This is a genomic window from Pantoea sp. y20 (assembly GCF_054903455.1).
Genome location: NZ_CM142816.1, coordinates 674,089 through 689,998, shown reverse-complemented (window position 1 = coordinate 689,998; position 15,910 = coordinate 674,089). Strand labels below are relative to the sequence as shown.

Genomic DNA, 15,910 nt, shown 5'->3' with positions numbered 1-15,910 from the left:
TGATGAATAGATTAATGAATAGATTCATGCATAGATAATAACATAAAAAAAGCCCGCACAGCGGGCTTCTCAGCATCATCACGATGGTAACGATGAATAGATACTTTTAACCTTCAGTCAAAATCGCTTCCAGCTCGGCCAGCGTTTTCACCTGCCAGGTTGGCGTGATGTGATCGGGTAACGGACGCGTGCCGTGATCGATCCAGCAGGTCTTCAGGCCGGCATTCATGCCGCCGAGAATATCTGATTCTGGCGTATCGCCGACCATCAGCACGCGGCTGCGATCCGGGTTGCCCAGCAAGGCCAGCGTGTGATCAAAAATCGCCACGTCAGGTTTCGGTACGCCAACTTCTTCAGAAATCACCAGCGCATCAAACACATCGAGGAATCCGGTACGCTCAAGTCGCGCCTGCTGTAACGCAGTGAAACCGTTGGTGATGATAGCGATTTTCACTTTGCCTTTCAGCGTTGATAACAGGTGGGCTGCGCCTTCCAGCGGCAGGCAGATATCGGCCATTGCGCTGAGGAAATCACTGTTGAGTACTTCGGGTGCGACGCTCAGCTTTTCGCCCCACAAGGTGAAGCGGCGCGTTTGCAGCTGCAGTGCGGAAATGGTGCCGTTCTGGTAATCGACCCACAGCGGCTTGTTGATCGCCTGATAATCGGTGTAATCCTGCGCAGAAAATTGCACGTCATAGCGGGCAAACATGCGCTGCAAACCAGCGTAAGCATCGAAATGGAAAAGCGTTTCGTCTGCATCAAACAGGATGCAGTCCCAATCGTTTAGCATGGTGCTCCTTAAAGCGTTAGCGCCATAATGATGGCATCTTCTCGTCCGCTGGCAGTGGGATAATAGTTGGGGCGTACGCTCACCTGATGGAAATCCAGCTGCTCATACAACGCAATCGCCGGCATATTTGAGGCGCGCACTTCCAGCCATAACGTCATGACGTCGCGCTGCTCGAGCTCAGCAATCAGATGCTGCAACAGCTGGCGCGCCAGGCCGCGGCGCTGGAAGTCGGGATCCACCGCAATATTGAACAGCGACGCTTCATCCAGCACCACTTGGGTGATGGCGAATCCGGCCAGCTTACCTTCAACTTCAATGCGGATATTAACGAAACGTTCGCCTTGATTGCTGCTAAACGTCTGCTCGCTCCACGGAAAAGCATGTGCGCGGCGCTCAATCGCCAGCAGCTGCGGCTGGTCTTCAGGGGTGACTAAAGAGATGGCTGTCATGGTTACACATCTGTTGCCACAGGGCGCGTTTTGCTGCGCCGCTGCTGATCAGTTCATTGAAAACGGCGGTGTTGAAGGTAATGCCGTTAAACGGATGTTCGCTCTCAACGCCCAGCAGCCAACCGGCGCAATCGACCTGCTCCGGCAGCATTTGCAGCTGGTCTGGCGTTAACGCCATGACCTGCGCGGGTTGAATGTTCAGCGCGCGCAGCACGTCGCGAATCAGCGGTTCTTGTAGCGTGGGTGCCTGTTCGGCCACCAAAACCAAACGCGTGTCGGGCAAAAGCGTGACGGCAATTTCTCCTTGCAGCACGCGCGGACGCCGCAGCTGATACTGCGTAATCCCCATTTGCTGTAGAAGCCAGTCGCGCCTTGTGCTCATGCTATTACCCGTTATGCTGCCAGAATGCGACGCTATGCTAGCAAACCCATCGAACATGCGCCAACAAAGCACCCTACACAAAATAATTCGAGTTAGAGGAAGGCGGCAAACGAGTGAAGCCCGATGAGCTTACTTCAGGTAAGTGATTCGGGTGAGCGAGAGCAGCCAACGCACCTGTAACTTGAAGTATGACGTGTATATAATCGTCGCTCTGATTTAACAGGAGTGCCCCATGTCTGCTTTTACCCCGGCCAGCGAAGTGATTCTGCGCCACAGTGATGAATTTACTGCCCGCAACGTTTTGTTTGCTGGCGACCTGCAGGATGACCTGCCCGCCCAGCTAGAAACCGCGTCGAGCCGCGTGCATACCCAGCAATATCATCACTGGCAGAACCTAAGCCATCGCCTTGGTGAACGTGCGGTTTACAGCATGGTTGCAACCGCTGCCGATGTTGAAGGCTGCGATACGCTGGTTTATTACTGGTCGAAGAACAAACCCGAAGCGCAGTACCAGCTGCAAAACCTGCTCTCTCTGCTGCCGGTAGGCTGCGATATCTTCGTGGTGGGTGAAAACCGCAGCGGCGTGCGCAGCGCCGAAGGCATGCTGGAAGCGTGGGCGACGCTGGAGAAAGTTGATAGCGCGCGTCGTTGTGGCCTGTATCACGGTCGTCTCGATAAGCAGCCAACCTTTGATGCCAGCAGCTACGGCCATACTTATCAGCTCGAGGATCTCACCATCCATACCTTGCCGGGCGTGTTCAGCCGTGATGGTCTGGATATCGGCAGCGATCTGCTGCTCTCCACGCTGACGCCGCATTTCCGTGGCAAAGTGCTGGATATCGGTTGTGGCAGCGGTGTGCTGGCAACTGTGATGGCGAAAGTGTCGCCGCGCGTGCGTCTGTGGCTGTGCGATGTGCATGCTGCTGCGATTGAAGCGAGTAAAGCCACGCTGGCCGCCAACGAACTGGAAGGTGAAGTGTTTGCCAGTAACGTGTTCTCTGACGTTACCGGCCGTTTCGACATGATCATCTCTAACCCGCCGTTCCACGATGGCCTGCAAACCAGCCTTGAAGCGGCTAACACGCTGATTCGCGGTGCGCTTAAGCATCTGAACAGCGGCGGCGAACTGCGTATCGTGGCTAACGCCTTCCTGCCATATCCACAAATTCTGGATGAAACCTTTGGCAATCACGAAGTGCTGGCGCAAACCGGACGCTTCAAAGTCTATCGCGCCGTATATGGTCGCGGTGCCAAAACGCGTTAACAGCAGCGCGGCGGCAGAAACGTTGCTTTTTACAGCGATCGTTTTGCCGTCGCGAAATATGTGTTGACGCAATGAGTAAAATCTCTAAAATGCGCCTCCGTGGTTAGCAATACTTTAGGGTGTTGTTAGTTTGCGATGGTGGCGGAATTGGTAGACGCGCTAGCTTCAGGTGTTAGTGTCCTTACGGACGTGAGGGTTCAAGTCCCTCCCTTCGCACCAAACTAAAATCACACAGTTTATATCTGCGCACTGAGCGATGGTGGCGGAATTGGTAGACGCGCTAGCTTCAGGTGTTAGTGTTCTTACGGACGTGAGGGTTCAAGTCCCTCCCTTCGCACCAATGCGACGATATAAACAGACAACTAAGATGCGATGGTGGCGGAATTGGTAGACGCGCTAGCTTCAGGTGTTAGTGTTCTTACGGACGTGAGGGTTCAAGTCCCTCCCTTCGCACCAACAGTTGTCACTCCTTTCGAGCAGTAAATCCCCCGAAAGATTTTTCAACGAACTTCACGCTCTCAGCGTGATGTTGTCGTTTCTGCGATTTGATCAGATAACGTGGAAATTGACCGACACCGCCGCTAAGCCGCCCGCCAATGCCAGACAAGATGGCAGCAACAGATAGTGACGCAGGCGATGGTGAAACAGCATCACCACGGTCAGCAGCAGTGCCACAATCATCACCACTCGCCATTGACTGAAACTCGGTTCCCATAACGCAAAAATCGGCATCGCCGCGCAGGGTAATAACACGCCCCAACCGCTATCCAGACGTTTACCCATTACCCAGCTCACGCCCCATAGTCCGCAGGCGGCTATTATCGCCATGATCATCGCGCAACCCTCAAATGATAAATATTCGCATTATCATATGACAATATTTCTCATCTTGCAGCGAATTTTTGTCGCAAGCCATGCCGGATGACAGAATTACTGGAAAATGCTAAATTGCCGCCGATAACAATATCGCTAACACAACAATAACGTGCTCTCTATCCGGGTAGGTAAACTATTACTTGCGGGTAGCGCTTTGATATATCAGGGCTGTCACGAGAATAATAATGAAATTACAATCTTATGATGAGTTGAAACAGAGTAAATATCGGCTGTCGCTGATGCTATTTCTGTTTCTTAATGTCGCCGTTTCGCTTTTTTGCCTGCTGCCGATTTTAGGCAGCGATAGCCCAATACGCTCGCTGCCGGTGGACGTTGTAGCGGGCTTCAGCTCCACGCTGCTGGTTATTTGCTTAATGGCGTCAAAACAAAAATTACCGCTATTAAATCCTGTGGCTTTTATTTTGGGTGCGCTGTGGGCGTGGCATATTAACCACAGATATCATCTGGTTTACTATTTTGATGGCAGCTTTTTAATTATCAGCCTGTTAAGCGTGTTCTTTATCAGTGCCATTGCGCTGAGTGATTATTTGATTGCATTCTGTTTACACATCACACCGCCGGTATTAACCGTGCTGTTATTGGATGATGGTCAGCATTTAATGATGATCTTATTCACCATTACGCTGCCATTAATCGGCTTTTCACTGCACCATTTAATGCGTCGTCGCTTTGATACCTTCACCCGTCGGCTGGTTAGCCAGCTGTATGAGGAAAAAGAGAGCTTCAGCGATTTGAGCATGCTCGATCCGCTTACCGGCTTGTACAACCGCCGTGGATTGAAGAATCGCCTTGATACCATTCTGGAAAACCACGCCGGCAGCCACTTTGTGCTGCTGCTGGATATCGACCACTTCAAAGCCTACAACGACAATTACGGCCATGCGATGGGCGATCAGGCGCTGGCGCGCGTGTCCGTGGCGATCCGCGACGCGGTGCGTTCGCGCGATGTGGTCACACGCTACGGTGGCGAAGAGTTTCTGGTGCTGATGACCAATGTAAACGCCTCAATCGCAATGAAACTGGCTGAACGCATTCGTCAGTACGTGGTGGATTTGGAAATTCCGCACCGCTTCAATGAGAAAGTCTCGACGCACGTCACCATCAGCGCTGGCATCGCGCCCATCTTTGCTGACGATTTTGACCAGGCAGTCGCCAATGCTGACCGCGCGCTGTATGTGGCGAAAAATCAGGGACGTAACACTATTCTGGCGTGGGAGGATTTGCCGAAATTGACGCAGGCGAGTAATGAACTGATATAAAGCCTTGTCATTACCCAACGCACACCTCGTCGCGGCGCAATTTATTGCGCGATAAAACGCGCCGCGACGAAATGTGCGTTAACAGTTGCATGTGCAGAAATGTTGTTCAAAATGCTGGGAACGATTATCATTTGTCTCTCGATTCCCGTTATCACTCAGGACCGGCATGGCCATCATCACGCGTCAGGATCATCGCTTCAGCGAGCATCCACTGATCTTTATGCAGAGCGATCGCAGTTTAGCGAGCGCACTGGAAGATCTGATGCGCGATCAACGCAGCTACATGCTGGATAACCTCAAGCTTGGCCAGCCGGCACCCGCCGGGACGTTAACTCTGGCTGAATGGTCCAATCCGCTTCACTATCGCCGCCTGACGCAGCGCTACAGCGATTATCTCTATCGCGATCATCCTGATGTGCAGCAGGAAGCTAAGCCGCTGCAATCGCTGTGGGCGCAGTGGTATTTTGGCCTGCTGCTGCCACCGCTGATGATGGCGTTATTGCAGGAACCGCGTGCGCTGAACTGCTCGCCGCATCTGATTCACGTTGAGTTCCACGAAAACGGCCATCCGTGCGCTTTCTGGCTGGATGTGCAGGAAGATGAGGATGCGCGCTACCTCAATGCACAGCAGCGTATCGATCGCCTGATTCAGCAATGCCTGATTCCGGCGGTTAACGGCATGACGCAGCACGGTGATATCAATGCGAAGCTTATCTGGAACAACATGGGCTTTTCGTTTTACTGGTTCCTTGGTGAATTGAAAAACCAGTTGCCAGAAGAGAAGATTTTGCAGCTGGAACAGGCGCTATTTTTCAGCAAATCCCTGCTCGATGGCAGCGATAATCCGCTGTATCGCACCATGATCCCGCGTAATGGCGAAATGGAACGACGCAGCTGCTGCCAGCGCTATCGTATCCCCGATGTAGAACGTTGCGGTAACTGCACGTTAAAAGCGGTGTAGCACCCGCGCATTCTGTTACAGATTCTCCTTTTCTCCCGTTTACACTTTTCCAGGCTTATGGCATTTTTTCGGCTCTGTTTTTACCGGAGATAACAATGAGCCTGGAGTCGGTACGGCACTTCTTTGCCGAACATGCACCGGATATCGACATCATCGAGATGCCGGAAAGCACCGCCACCGTTGAGCTGGCCGCACGCGTTCATGGCGTTCAGCCTGGGCAAATCGCCAAAACCCTGTCGCTGAAAGTGAAAGATGCCATCGTGCTGATCGTTACGCGCGGCGATGCGCGTCTCGACAACCGCAAGCTGAAAGCTGCGCTCGGCGCCAAGGCGCGCATGTTAAGCGTGGATGAGGTGGTGAACTGGACCGGACATCCGGTCGGCGGCGTTTGCCCGTTCGGGCTGGAAAATCCGCTTACCGTCTATTGCGATGTGTCGCTGCGCAGCTTTGATGAAGTGCTGCCCGCAGCCGGATCGATTCATAGCGCGGTGCGCATTTCGCCGCAGCGCATGGCGGAACTCACCGCGGCGAAATGGGTTGACGTCTGCGAGGCGCTTTAAGACGACTCGCGCGCGGCGGCACCGGAGATTTCGATGCCGCGCGTCTCGCGACCAAAGGCCACTAATACGCAAATCAGCACCGCCACCGTTCCGGCGACAATCGCCATGCCCAAACCATAATTGCCGCCGTGCGCCTCGGCGATACGCGACTGCAGCGTCGCATTCACGGAGGCGATCAAATTCCCCAGCTGATAGACAAAGCCCGGCAGCACCGCGCGCGCATTGGCGGGCACCAGTTCGGTAAGATAGGTCGGCACCACGCCCCACGCGCCCTGCACCATAAACTGCATCAGAAACGCGCCGATACCGATCATCCATGAACCGCTGGAGAAGGCCCACAGCGGCAACACCGGCAGCGCGAGGAATGACGCCAGAATAATCGCGCGCTTGCGGCCAATGCGCTCGGAGAGTGCACCAAAGGTAATGCCGCCCAGCATCGCCGCGATGTTGTAGCTGATGGCAATGATGCTGACGGTGTGCGGATCAAACTGATGCTGCACTTTCAGGAAGGTGGGATAGAGATCCTGCGTACCGTGGCTGAAGAAGTTAAAGCAGGCCATCAGCAGCACCATATAGATACAGATTTTCCAGTGCTGGCGGATAATCGGCAGCAGCGCATTGCTCTCTTTCCGCTCGCGCGCCGCCAGCCACACCGGCGATTCCGGCACTTTGAAGTAGATAAACGGCAGCAGCAGAATCGGCAACGCGCCAATCAGGAACATGCCGCGCCAGCCGACCGTTTCGAAGAACAAACCAAAAATCACCGACGCCAGCAGATAGCCGCACGGATAACCAGCCTGGAAGATGCCGGACATCAAGCCGCGCGAGCGATCCGGAATGGTTTCCAGCGCCAGCGACGACGCCACGCCCCAAATCCCCCCCATCGCCACGCCGTAAATCACGCGGAAACCGAGGAACGCCGTGAAGGTGGGGGACCACGCCGACAGCAGCTCAAACGCCGAGAACATCACGATATTGAGCATCAAAATCGGTCGGCGGCCGTACTTCTCCGCCAGCCGACCAAACAATAGCGCGCCGATCGGACGCACGGCGAGCGTGAGCATGATGGCAAGAGAAACATCGGAGACGCTGGTATGGAAATATTGGGCAAGATCGCTGAGGACAAACACTAAGATGAAGAAGTCGAACGCATCCAGCGTCCAGCTCGCGAAACTGGCAAAAGCCACGTTGCGCTGGGTCGCAGTCCAGTTGAACATGTTGGTATCCTGTCTGATGAGCTTCCGGTTCGTTGGCCGGATTTATAGTAGAAGTTACCGCGCGAATAATTTCACGGGTTACTAATTTGTTAACTATTTGTATATAGCATGTCAGAAAGGCGGGCTGTGGTAGGAATTGTCAGCGAGTGATGCGCGGTGTAAAAAAACGTGTCATTGATGGAGGCAATATCCTGTAGCGGCGCGTTTTATCGCGCCGTTACGGCAGGTGCAGTCAAGGGTTTTATAACTGATTAAATGCCTTTTCGATCATCTCAAGCAGCAGCGCATTATTAACGGTTTGAATCACATGCACCAAGGCGCCGGTCTGCGGTGGCACGCCAATATCCAGCCGCAGCGGCGTGCGATAACGCCAGCTTTTGCCGCGCGTGGCGCCAGGTCGCAGCTCAATATCCACATGATAATCCACGCCGTCGGCGACACGCTGATTCAGCAGCCACGCCACCACCAGCGCGTCGTGTATCCAGCAACCTGGCAGATGACGGGTGCGGATCGAATAATCGATCCACGGCCGCAACGTCTCGCGCACAAACTGCGGCAACGGATGATCGTTAGCGGTCAGCCGCGTGAGATCCTGCTGCGTCATCAGGGTTTGCGTGGTGGCGTCCATTGGTACCAGCGTGATGGCAGCACCGCTGTGCAGCACCTGATGCGCGGCTTCCGGATCGAGGCCAAAATTGGTGTCTTTGATGTAATCATCCAGCGCGAACACACCACCCATAATCACAATCTCTGCCACCGATTCAGCCATCTCTGGATAACGCTGCAGTGCCAGCGCCACGTTGGTCAACGGGCCAATGGCTACCAGCGTAAACTCGCCGGGATTGTCACAAATCAGTTGGCCCATTACACCAGCCGCATCATGTCCATCCGCCGGAATACGCTGCGGTTGACGAACGCCGCGCCACAGTTCACCGAGCTTTTCATCAGCAACGTGGTCAAGACGCGCACGCCACGGCGCAGGATCTTCACGCAGCGCCTGCAGCGCGCCCTGCACCACCGGAATGTTGCGTCCCAGCCGCTGCAGCAGATCTTTCGCAACCTGCGCACCCACCGCGCTCGGCGTGTTGCCGGTCACAGTGGTAATCAGTTCCAGCGACAGTGACTTTGAGGCCAATGCTAACGCCAGCGCGAGGCCATCGTCGGTGTTGGCGCCCGCTATACCGTTTCCCGGATCACAATCAATAATCAATCTTTTCATAGTGTTATAATTTTATTCTTGTTGAGTAAGCTGGCAGCCACAGGACTCACCGATTTCTAAATGGTGAGGAAATTCCGCCAGCTTTGCGTCGCCATCCCAATTTTTAAGCATGGCAATCGCACTGCGCGCCATATCGCGCAGCGGCTGACGTACGGTGGTGAGCGTCGGCACATGAAACGCCGACTGATCGGTACCGTTAAAACACACCAGCGCGACATCCTGCGGCACGCGCAGTCCATGCTCCGACAGCGCACGAATGCAGCCAATCGCCTGGCCTTCATTACTGGTAAACAGCGCGCGCGGCACACGACCGCTGGCCACCATGCGCTGCGCGGCGTCGTAACCGCCCTGCCGCGTGTAGCTGGCAGGGAAAATCATTGCCTCATCTGCCAGCAACCCTTTCTGCGCCAGCGCATCGCGCCAGCCGTGAATACGGTCCTGCGCGTTAAGCATGTCCAGTGGACCGCTGATCATGCCCACCTGCTGATAACCGTGGCTGAGCAGATGCGCGGTCACCTGGCACGCCGCTTCGCGCTCATTGACGCGCAGCATGCCAACGCCTGGACGCGGCTCAATGCGATCCAGCATCACCAGCGGCGTACCGCTGGCCTGAATCACATCGATGTAGGGATGGCGATCGACGCTGTTGTAAAACAGGCCATCAACCTGACGATTTAACAGGCCCTGAATAATCTCCAGCTCGCGTTTGCGATCGTCGCCGGCATCCCCCAACAGCATGACGTGGCCGTGATTCATCGACTCCTGCAACAGCATGTGCGCCATCGAGGCAACAAAGGGATTGCCGATGTTTGGCACCACTAAACCAAAGGTTTTAGTGCTGCCCGAAGCCAGCGCGCGCGCTACCGCGTTGGGGCGATAGCCGGTCTGTTTGATCGCCTCCAGCACGCGCTGACGCGTGGCTTCTGCCACCGGACGCGGGCCGTTATTGATCACGTAACTGACCACCGCCACCGAGGTGCCGGCGATTTTTGCCACGTCCGTGCGCGTTACGTTTCCGGTTGGAGATTTCGCCATTCCTTTGCCCCTGCGTAAATGCCATTGGCCGGAATATCCGGCCAATGGGGGTTGTGATTTACGCGATCCTGCTGGTCAGATGGCATCTTCCGGCAGATTGAGATCGCGTCCGCGCGTTTCCGGCGCCACGAAAGTGGTGAGAAAACCGATGCTGGCCATCGCCGTGAAGTAAACCGCGATCGGCCACCAGTGTCCGGTAAACGACAGCAGCGCCGCCGCCACTAATGGTGCGGTGCCTCCTGAAAGGATAGACCCCAGCTCTTTCGCTACCGCCATCTTGGTATAACGACGCTTCACGCCAAACATCTCGACGCCCCACGCTGCCTGCACGCCGAAAATACCCAGCGATGCCAGCGCCATGCCGACCACAATCACCGCGATGACAATCGTCGGGTCGCGGCTGTCCATCAGGCTAAAGGCGGGCCAGGCGTAGAACATCAGCAATAAGCAGAAGCAACGATAGGTTATACGGCGACCAAAGCGATCCGACAGCCAACCGGCAAACGGAATAATCACGAAGCCAAGTAACGAGGCGATGAACACCGCGGTGGTGGGCACCGACTTATCGATCATTAGCACTTTGGCGACGTAACCGACGATAAAGCCCTGCGCCAGATAAGAAGGGCCGTTTTCGCCGATGCGTAAACCCACCATGGTCCAGAAGGCGCGGGTGCGACGCCAGAAACTGCGCGTATCCACTTCTGCTTTCGCCTGCGCCAGCGTGGCGTTTCGTTCGGCCTGCAATTCCGCCTGCTGGCGTTCAAACACTGGCGTTTCTCGCAGATGACGACGGATCCACAACGCCACCACCGCAATCAGTACGCTGCTGAGGAACGGAATACGCCAGCCCCACGCCAGCAAGCTCTCTTTGTCCATCTGGATCACCGCCAGCCAAACCAGCGAGGCGATCAGCGTGCCGCTGTTCGAGCCCAGCGCAATCACCGATGAGACCAAACCACGACGCTCAACCGGCGCGTATTCGCCCAGCATCACTGTGCCGCCGGACAACTCTGCGCCCGCCCCCAAACCCTGGGTAAAGCGCAGCAGCACCAGACACGCCGGTGCCCAAACGCCAATGCTGGCATAGGAGGGAATCAAACCGATTAATGTAGTGGAGGCGCCCATCAGAATGATGGTCGAGATCATCACCGTTTTGCGGCCTTTACGATCGCCGATCCAGCCGAACAGCAAGGCACCAATCGGGCGGGCAATAAAGCCAACCGACCAGGTGGCAAAACTCGAGAGCAAGGCGATAGTCGGCGTGGCTTCGGGGAAGAAGACATCACCAAAGATAATGCCGGCAGCGAGGCCATACAGCGCAAAATCCGCATATTCCATCGCGGTGCCGAGCCAGCACGAGAAGGTGGCGCGCCAGAAATCTTTGCGGCCGGATGATGTTTCAAGCCGCGCGTCGGCAGCTGAGGAGGATGTCAGTGAGCTTTGTTGCGAAACCGTCATAACCCAATCCCTGAATGAGGTAAAAACAGCAAACGCCCTTCCGTGGGTCAGTTCCCTTGCAACAAGCGGAACTCCCCGGTGGCGACGTTCAGTAGGCAAACCTGGATGAAAAATCAGTAATGAATTCCCTGGTGTTGGAATCCGCTTCTTCGCCTGTTCCCGCCGATGTAATTTTCATCGATCGCATTAGTAAGGCAAATGTAACTGGGTCATCTCAAGGCCAACTTCGTCTCTGGCACCGTGAGTTATCACTATGGGCATAGTCTATCTACGCGCGTAGATAAATCAAGCAAAAATAGTGACATTTATTAGATAAACTTCACTATAACTCATGAGCACAAGATAAAAGAGGCGTTAATTCATGACATTACATCTAATGCGCGTATGCAAGAAATGTCTGATTACAACGTAATTAACGATTATTGCTTACCATTTAACGGCGCATACTGCATCTTCATCGCGCTGGTTTTCGCACAGTTCAGTTAAAGTTTAATGACACACCCGCAATATTCTTAAATGCCGTCACCGGTGCGCGACTGACTCAGCGTCTGCATTACACTGGAGAAAGATCACTCAGGAGCGCTATGACCATTATTCTTATGCGACACGGTAAACCCAATCATCCGGTCACGGGGCGCTTCACGGCTCGGGCGCTGGCCGACTGGTGTGAAGGTTACGATCAGGCTGATATTTGCGACTCCCCGCCGCCGCGCAGTCAGACCATTGCGCGCCTCGCGAGTGTGATCGCCACCAGCCCGCTGCCGCGCGCCCGTTCGTCATTAACGCGTCTCGGTTTACAGCCGCACGCGGTGGATGAGGTTTTTAGCGAAGTGGCGATACCGACGTTGCCGTTTGAACGCTTGCATCTGCCGCTCAACGTCTGGCTGGCGCTATTACGCTTGTTGTGGCTGTGCGGCTATGCCGGCCATGTCGAATCGGTGCAGCATGCGCGTGAACGTGCCCGTCTGGCGGCGGATAAACTGGTGGTGCTGTCGCAGCAAGGCACGGTGTTATTGGTTGGGCACGGCATCATGAATAAGCTGATTGCGCGCGAGTTACGCAAGCGCGGCTGGCAGGCCGAAAAACATGCCAGCAGCCGCCACTGGAGCAGTGCGATTTATCATCGCCCGTTTATTTAAGGTTTGAGCTGAAAGTAACTCAGCACTTCACAACCGGTACCGGCCTGCGGCGTGGCAATCACTTTCATCTGCTGCAGATCAATCAGGCTGAGCGAACCGTCGCCCTCATTAGCAATCAGCAAGCTGTGATTATCCTCACTGAAGCAGCCATCCATCGGCTTGTTGCCAACATGAATATCGCCGAGCGGATTGAGCAGCTCGTCAAACAGCGTCACCACCGGCTCCTGATCGCCAATCGCCACCAGCCGCTCGCCGTTGGCACTGAAGCGCACCACCTGACACGGTTGCTGGTGGCCCGGCAACGTCAGGCGCTGGCGGATGCGATGGCTTTGCCGATCCACCACATACAGCAGCGGCGCATCGGCGGCGCTCGCCACCAGATAAGGATGTTTCGGCGAGGCGGCGATGCCGGAAATCGGGCCGGGCATCAGAATATTGTCAATAATCCGCCCTTCCGCCTCACACAGATCCACTACGGTAATGCTGGCGTCCTCTTCATTCTCGGTGAACAACTTGCGACCGCTGGGCGACAAAGTGAGTCGGTGCGCATTGTGCGAAGGCAGCTGAATGGTTTTCTCCACGCGATCGCTAACGGGATCAATCACTGCCACCACCGCGCTGTTTTCACAGCAGAGATAAACTTTACCGTCTCGTCCCAGCTGGCCGCTGTGCGGTGCTTTTAACGGCGACAGATCGATAAAACCGCTGATCTGCCGTAGGCGCAGATCGATGATCGCCACTTTGCGCCCGGGATGCGGATTGTCGCCGTGAATGCCGTCGCCGTAGATCGGCACGTAAGCTTTCTCCAGCTGCGGCAGCATCAGAAGCTCGTGTGGACGCGGCGGAAAGGCATTTAACTCTTGTTCAACGGCAAAGGTTTCGGGATTGAGAAACAGCACGCGATTGCCCTGCTTATCGACCGCCAGTAATCCACGGTTGTGTCGCTGCATAGTGTCTCCTTTTGTTCGTCACCTCCTTTAAGCGTAGCCAACCCGCAATCAGGAGGGGATTTTCCCGGCAGACCAGCGAAAAATGTAGCGAGGTTAACACGTGATCTCACACGCAATTTTTAATCCGCCCCGCGACTTACGCCACGCCATTGTTATTTTATTAGGAATATTCTCAATGAGATAAAATAGAATAATCAACAATCCACGCGGTTATTTATCGTTAATTTAAAGCTTAACGGATCCTTGATTTTCCGGTTTATCTGAAAGGATCAAAAAGTGATAGCCGCGCCGCACAGAATGTTTTATTAAGCATAGGAGAGTACTTTTTACACACAGCCTAAAGGACAATCAAGAGCGCTCAGCGCCGCGATTCAGGGACGCCTTGCCAGCATAATCACAATAATCAGGTGCATCATGAATAAAAAACGCCTTCAGCCAGCGTTAACCCTCTGGCATAACTGGAAAAGACTCGCTTTTACCAGCCAGACTTTCCTGCAGAAAAAACAGCATAATGCGCTCTGTGCGCCGGAATACGATCCCAGCCAGGAGGACAATATCGTGTTACTTTCTGGCGAAAAAGATCTGCCAGAGATTCCAAAGAAAGTCTGGATGTATTGGGATAATGAATATTTACCGAAATCAATGGCGTTAAATATTAAAAAGATTCGTCAGGATAATCCCGATCATGAAATTCATTTATTAAATCGTTTAACGATAAAAGAAGTTTTACCGGATTTTATCTTTACCTCGACCCAATTAACCGCCCAACAACGCAGCGAAGTGATTCGTCTGGAATTACTGTTGCGTTATGGCGGCATTGCCATTGATTGCAGCACTTTATTATTTGAAGATCTCTCCTGGGTACATCGCGCGCATCAGGAACGTCGCATGGATGTGATTGGTTATTATCACGAAAACGCCACCGTCAACTATCTCGCGCCGGTGATTGAGAGCTGGTTCCTGGCGGCAACCGCCAATAATCCCTTTATCCGCGAGTGGCAAAAACATTACGCGCCGATCAAACATCTCGGCGAACAGAATTACTTCAGTGAATTAACCAAGCGCGATGATTATTCCCTGCTGACGCAGAAAATTGCGCAGCCGCAGCAGCAATTAGGTTCTCTGGCGCAGCAGATCGCCATGCGCGAACATCGCCGGGTGAATCTCTATCTGCGTAAATGCGAGGCGAACGCTTATTACTATCAGCGTTTAAGCGGCTGGAAAAGCGAGGCGTTTGCCCACGCGGTGCTGTTTCACCAGCGTCCACTCACGCCGCCACCGGTGATTAAACTCAGCGGCAATGAGCAGTTGCATCTCGACTTCAACCTGCGGCTCGGCAACTACAACCGCGGCAGTTTGTTGGGTCAGATGATGCAAACGCCTGCGCCGATCGCGCTGGCATCACCCATCAACAAAGCGCGCGCGTAACCAGTGAATTAAGGTGGTTACCGCCCGTGGTACCTGTGCGGCATACGGGCGCACCACCCACAACCGGTCGGCGAACGCATCCACCGCTTGCCACTGCGGCAGCACCTGCTGCAGCGTGCCGCTGGCGAGTGCCGCGCTGGCACTGAAATCCGGCAGCATCGCAATGCCCAAACCCTGCAATGCGGCATCGCGGATCGACTCGCTGTTGTTGGTGGCAAAGTTGCCCTGAATCTTCACCTGCACGGTTTCGCTGCCGCCGTCCGCTAATCGAAAGCGCCACTGCGGCGATTCGAGTCCGCGCGGATAATAAAGACAATTATGCTGCTGCAACGCCTGCGGTGAATCCGGCAGGCCGTTTTGCGCCAGATATGCCGGCGACGCCACCAGCAGCGCGCGGGTTTCACACAGCGGCAGCGCAACATGGGTTTCAGGCAGGCTATCACTGTGGCGAATCGCCAGATCAAAGCCTTCACTGCCGAGCGACACCAGACGATCGGTGACATCCAGCTGCAAGCGCACCTGCGGATAGTCGCGCAGGAAATCGCCAATGATCGGCACCAGTTGCTGACGCGCAAACGCCACCGGCGCTGTGACGCGCACCATGCCACGCACTGGACCGGCTTCATCGCGCACGCTGAAAAAGCTCTGCGCGATACTCGCGAAGGGATCGCGCAGCTCATCCACCAGCTTTTCACCGGCGGAAGTCAGTCGCACGCTGCGCGTGGTGCGCTGTACCAACGCCACGCCCGCCATCTTTTCCAGCTCTTTAATCTTCTGACTCATCGCCGCTTTGCTGACGTCTAATCGTTCCGCCGCGCGCGTAAAACTGCCGAGCTCAGCCAGCACGGTTAACCAGTGCAAATGGACCCAAAGGTTATCGGTTTTAATTTCTTTCATATCGA

At 54.7% G+C, this 15,910-nt stretch carries 16 protein-coding genes and 3 tRNA genes; 9 read left to right on the top strand and 10 right to left on the bottom strand.

Features of this window, described 5'->3' with window-relative positions:
* Window positions 1-106 precede the first annotated feature (106 nt).
* From yjjG to ACYAC5_RS03110, 3 genes are read right to left on the bottom strand one after another with little or no spacing between them, the layout of a single operon-like run.
* Entirely contained in the window at window positions 107-790 is a 684-nt protein-coding gene (yjjG, locus tag ACYAC5_RS03120) for a pyrimidine 5'-nucleotidase (protein ID WP_137385112.1), read from the bottom strand.
* Window positions 791-798: 8 nt separating this feature from the next.
* Window positions 799-1,239, bottom strand: coding sequence for a ribosomal protein S18-alanine N-acetyltransferase (gene rimI / locus ACYAC5_RS03115; RefSeq protein ID WP_101762185.1), 441 nt, complete (start codon window positions 1,237-1,239; stop codon window positions 799-801).
* The gene (locus tag ACYAC5_RS03110; RefSeq protein ID WP_101762186.1) at window positions 1,211-1,621 is read right to left on the bottom strand and encodes a DNA polymerase III subunit psi; all 411 of its coding nucleotides are present in this window, start codon (window positions 1,619-1,621) and stop codon (window positions 1,211-1,213) included. Before ACYAC5_RS03110 ends, rimI begins: the two co-directional genes overlap by 29 nt.
* 232 nt (window positions 1,622-1,853) lie before the next feature.
* On the opposite strand from ACYAC5_RS03110, the gene rsmC reads away from it, so the two are divergent.
* From rsmC to ACYAC5_RS03090, 4 genes are all read left to right on the top strand, one after another.
* Window positions 1,854-2,885: a 16S rRNA (guanine(1207)-N(2))-methyltransferase RsmC gene (gene rsmC / locus ACYAC5_RS03105; RefSeq protein ID WP_101762187.1), complete on the top strand. Its 1,032-nt coding sequence runs from the start codon at window positions 1,854-1,856 to the stop codon at window positions 2,883-2,885.
* Window positions 2,886-3,017: 132 nt separating this feature from the next.
* Window positions 3,018-3,104 (top strand) — tRNA-Leu (locus ACYAC5_RS03100).
* A gap of 34 nt (window positions 3,105-3,138) precedes the next feature.
* A tRNA-Leu gene (locus ACYAC5_RS03095) sits at window positions 3,139-3,225 on the top strand.
* Between the two features lie 29 nt (window positions 3,226-3,254).
* Window positions 3,255-3,341, top strand: a tRNA-Leu gene (locus tag ACYAC5_RS03090).
* 93 nt (window positions 3,342-3,434) lie between these two features.
* Here ACYAC5_RS03090 and ACYAC5_RS03085 read toward each other — a convergent pair.
* Window positions 3,435-3,719, bottom strand: coding sequence for a DUF1435 domain-containing protein (locus ACYAC5_RS03085; RefSeq protein ID WP_110867479.1), 285 nt, complete (start codon window positions 3,717-3,719; stop codon window positions 3,435-3,437).
* Window positions 3,720-3,946: 227 nt separating this feature from the next.
* Here ACYAC5_RS03085 and ACYAC5_RS03080 point away from each other — a divergent pair, with 227 nt between their 5' ends.
* The 3 genes from ACYAC5_RS03080 to ACYAC5_RS03070 all read left to right on the top strand — a co-directional run bounded on the left by ACYAC5_RS03080 (window position 3,947) and on the right by ACYAC5_RS03070 (window position 6,562).
* Window positions 3,947-5,041, top strand: coding sequence for a GGDEF domain-containing protein (locus ACYAC5_RS03080; RefSeq protein WP_137385109.1), 1,095 nt, complete (start codon window positions 3,947-3,949; stop codon window positions 5,039-5,041).
* 166 nt (window positions 5,042-5,207) lie between these two features.
* Window positions 5,208-6,002 carry a siderophore-iron reductase FhuF gene (fhuF, locus tag ACYAC5_RS03075; RefSeq protein WP_101762190.1) on the top strand — a complete coding sequence of 265 codons (795 nt, stop codon included), beginning with the start codon at window positions 5,208-5,210 and terminating at the stop codon, window positions 6,000-6,002.
* A 95-nt stretch (window positions 6,003-6,097) separates the two neighbouring features.
* Window positions 6,098-6,562, top strand: a complete 465-nt coding sequence (locus ACYAC5_RS03070; protein ID WP_008107722.1) for a YbaK/EbsC family protein — start codon at window positions 6,098-6,100, stop codon at window positions 6,560-6,562.
* On the opposite strand, the gene ACYAC5_RS03065 is transcribed toward ACYAC5_RS03070, so the two are convergent.
* From ACYAC5_RS03065 to ACYAC5_RS03050, 4 genes are all read right to left on the bottom strand, one after another.
* Complete coding sequence (locus ACYAC5_RS03065) at window positions 6,559-7,779, bottom strand: MFS transporter (RefSeq protein ID WP_101762192.1); 1,221 nt, start codon at window positions 7,777-7,779, stop codon at window positions 6,559-6,561. The genes ACYAC5_RS03070 and ACYAC5_RS03065 overlap by 4 nt on opposite strands.
* A 241-nt stretch (window positions 7,780-8,020) precedes the next feature.
* Window positions 8,021-8,998: a nucleoside hydrolase gene (locus ACYAC5_RS03060; protein ID WP_110867476.1), complete on the bottom strand. Its 978-nt coding sequence runs from the start codon at window positions 8,996-8,998 to the stop codon at window positions 8,021-8,023.
* A 12-nt stretch (window positions 8,999-9,010) separates the two neighbouring features.
* Window positions 9,011-10,033, bottom strand: coding sequence for a LacI family DNA-binding transcriptional regulator (locus ACYAC5_RS03055; RefSeq protein WP_101762194.1), 1,023 nt, complete (start codon window positions 10,031-10,033; stop codon window positions 9,011-9,013).
* Window positions 10,034-10,108: 75 nt separating this feature from the next.
* The gene (locus ACYAC5_RS03050) at window positions 10,109-11,491 is read right to left on the bottom strand and encodes an MFS transporter (RefSeq protein ID WP_101762195.1); all 1,383 of its coding nucleotides are present in this window, start codon (window positions 11,489-11,491) and stop codon (window positions 10,109-10,111) included.
* A 584-nt stretch (window positions 11,492-12,075) separates the two neighbouring features.
* Between ACYAC5_RS03050 and ACYAC5_RS03045 the strand changes: the two genes are divergently transcribed.
* The gene (locus ACYAC5_RS03045) at window positions 12,076-12,630 is read left to right on the top strand and encodes a histidine phosphatase family protein (protein WP_110867474.1); all 555 of its coding nucleotides are present in this window, start codon (window positions 12,076-12,078) and stop codon (window positions 12,628-12,630) included.
* Here ACYAC5_RS03045 and ACYAC5_RS03040 read toward each other — a convergent pair.
* Window positions 12,627-13,580: a YncE family protein gene (locus ACYAC5_RS03040; RefSeq protein ID WP_192412442.1), complete on the bottom strand. Its 954-nt coding sequence runs from the start codon at window positions 13,578-13,580 to the stop codon at window positions 12,627-12,629. The two genes, ACYAC5_RS03045 and ACYAC5_RS03040, sit on opposite strands and share 4 nt — an antisense overlap.
* Before the next feature lie 414 nt (window positions 13,581-13,994).
* Between ACYAC5_RS03040 and ACYAC5_RS03035 the strand changes: the two genes are divergently transcribed.
* Window positions 13,995-15,008 carry a glycosyltransferase family 32 protein gene (locus tag ACYAC5_RS03035; RefSeq protein ID WP_101762198.1) on the top strand — a complete coding sequence of 338 codons (1,014 nt, stop codon included), beginning with the start codon at window positions 13,995-13,997 and terminating at the stop codon, window positions 15,006-15,008.
* On the opposite strand, the gene ACYAC5_RS03030 is transcribed toward ACYAC5_RS03035, so the two are convergent.
* Window positions 14,982-15,905: a LysR family transcriptional regulator gene (locus ACYAC5_RS03030; protein ID WP_192412446.1), complete on the bottom strand. Its 924-nt coding sequence runs from the start codon at window positions 15,903-15,905 to the stop codon at window positions 14,982-14,984. The two genes, ACYAC5_RS03035 and ACYAC5_RS03030, sit on opposite strands and share 27 nt — an antisense overlap.
* Window positions 15,906-15,910 lie beyond the last annotated feature (5 nt).

What these genes read in the sequence shown, in the direction of transcription:
- yjjG (WP_137385112.1), bottom strand. Translation starts at nt 790, where the DNA reads ATGCTAAACGATTGGGACTGCATCCTGTTTGATGCAGACGAAACGCTT.
- rimI (WP_101762185.1), bottom strand. Translation starts at nt 1,239, where the DNA reads ATGACAGCCATCTCTTTAGTCACCCCTGAAGACCAGCCGCAGCTGCTG.
- ACYAC5_RS03110 (WP_101762186.1), bottom strand. Translation starts at nt 1,621, where the DNA reads ATGAGCACAAGGCGCGACTGGCTTCTACAGCAAATGGGGATTACGCAG.
- rsmC (WP_101762187.1), top strand. Translation starts at nt 1,854, where the DNA reads ATGTCTGCTTTTACCCCGGCCAGCGAAGTGATTCTGCGCCACAGTGAT.
- ACYAC5_RS03085 (WP_110867479.1), bottom strand. Translation starts at nt 3,719, where the DNA reads ATGATCATGGCGATAATAGCCGCCTGCGGACTATGGGGCGTGAGCTGG.
- ACYAC5_RS03080 (WP_137385109.1), top strand. Translation starts at nt 3,947, where the DNA reads ATGAAATTACAATCTTATGATGAGTTGAAACAGAGTAAATATCGGCTG.
- fhuF (WP_101762190.1), top strand. Translation starts at nt 5,208, where the DNA reads ATGGCCATCATCACGCGTCAGGATCATCGCTTCAGCGAGCATCCACTG.
- ACYAC5_RS03070 (WP_008107722.1), top strand. Translation starts at nt 6,098, where the DNA reads ATGAGCCTGGAGTCGGTACGGCACTTCTTTGCCGAACATGCACCGGAT.
- ACYAC5_RS03065 (WP_101762192.1), bottom strand. Translation starts at nt 7,779, where the DNA reads ATGTTCAACTGGACTGCGACCCAGCGCAACGTGGCTTTTGCCAGTTTC.
- ACYAC5_RS03060 (WP_110867476.1), bottom strand. Translation starts at nt 8,998, where the DNA reads ATGAAAAGATTGATTATTGATTGTGATCCGGGAAACGGTATAGCGGGC.
- ACYAC5_RS03055 (WP_101762194.1), bottom strand. Translation starts at nt 10,033, where the DNA reads ATGGCGAAATCTCCAACCGGAAACGTAACGCGCACGGACGTGGCAAAA.
- ACYAC5_RS03050 (WP_101762195.1), bottom strand. Translation starts at nt 11,491, where the DNA reads ATGACGGTTTCGCAACAAAGCTCACTGACATCCTCCTCAGCTGCCGAC.
- ACYAC5_RS03045 (WP_110867474.1), top strand. Translation starts at nt 12,076, where the DNA reads ATGACCATTATTCTTATGCGACACGGTAAACCCAATCATCCGGTCACG.
- ACYAC5_RS03040 (WP_192412442.1), bottom strand. Translation starts at nt 13,580, where the DNA reads ATGCAGCGACACAACCGTGGATTACTGGCGGTCGATAAGCAGGGCAAT.
- ACYAC5_RS03035 (WP_101762198.1), top strand. Translation starts at nt 13,995, where the DNA reads ATGAATAAAAAACGCCTTCAGCCAGCGTTAACCCTCTGGCATAACTGG.
- ACYAC5_RS03030 (WP_192412446.1), bottom strand. Translation starts at nt 15,905, where the DNA reads ATGAAAGAAATTAAAACCGATAACCTTTGGGTCCATTTGCACTGGTTA.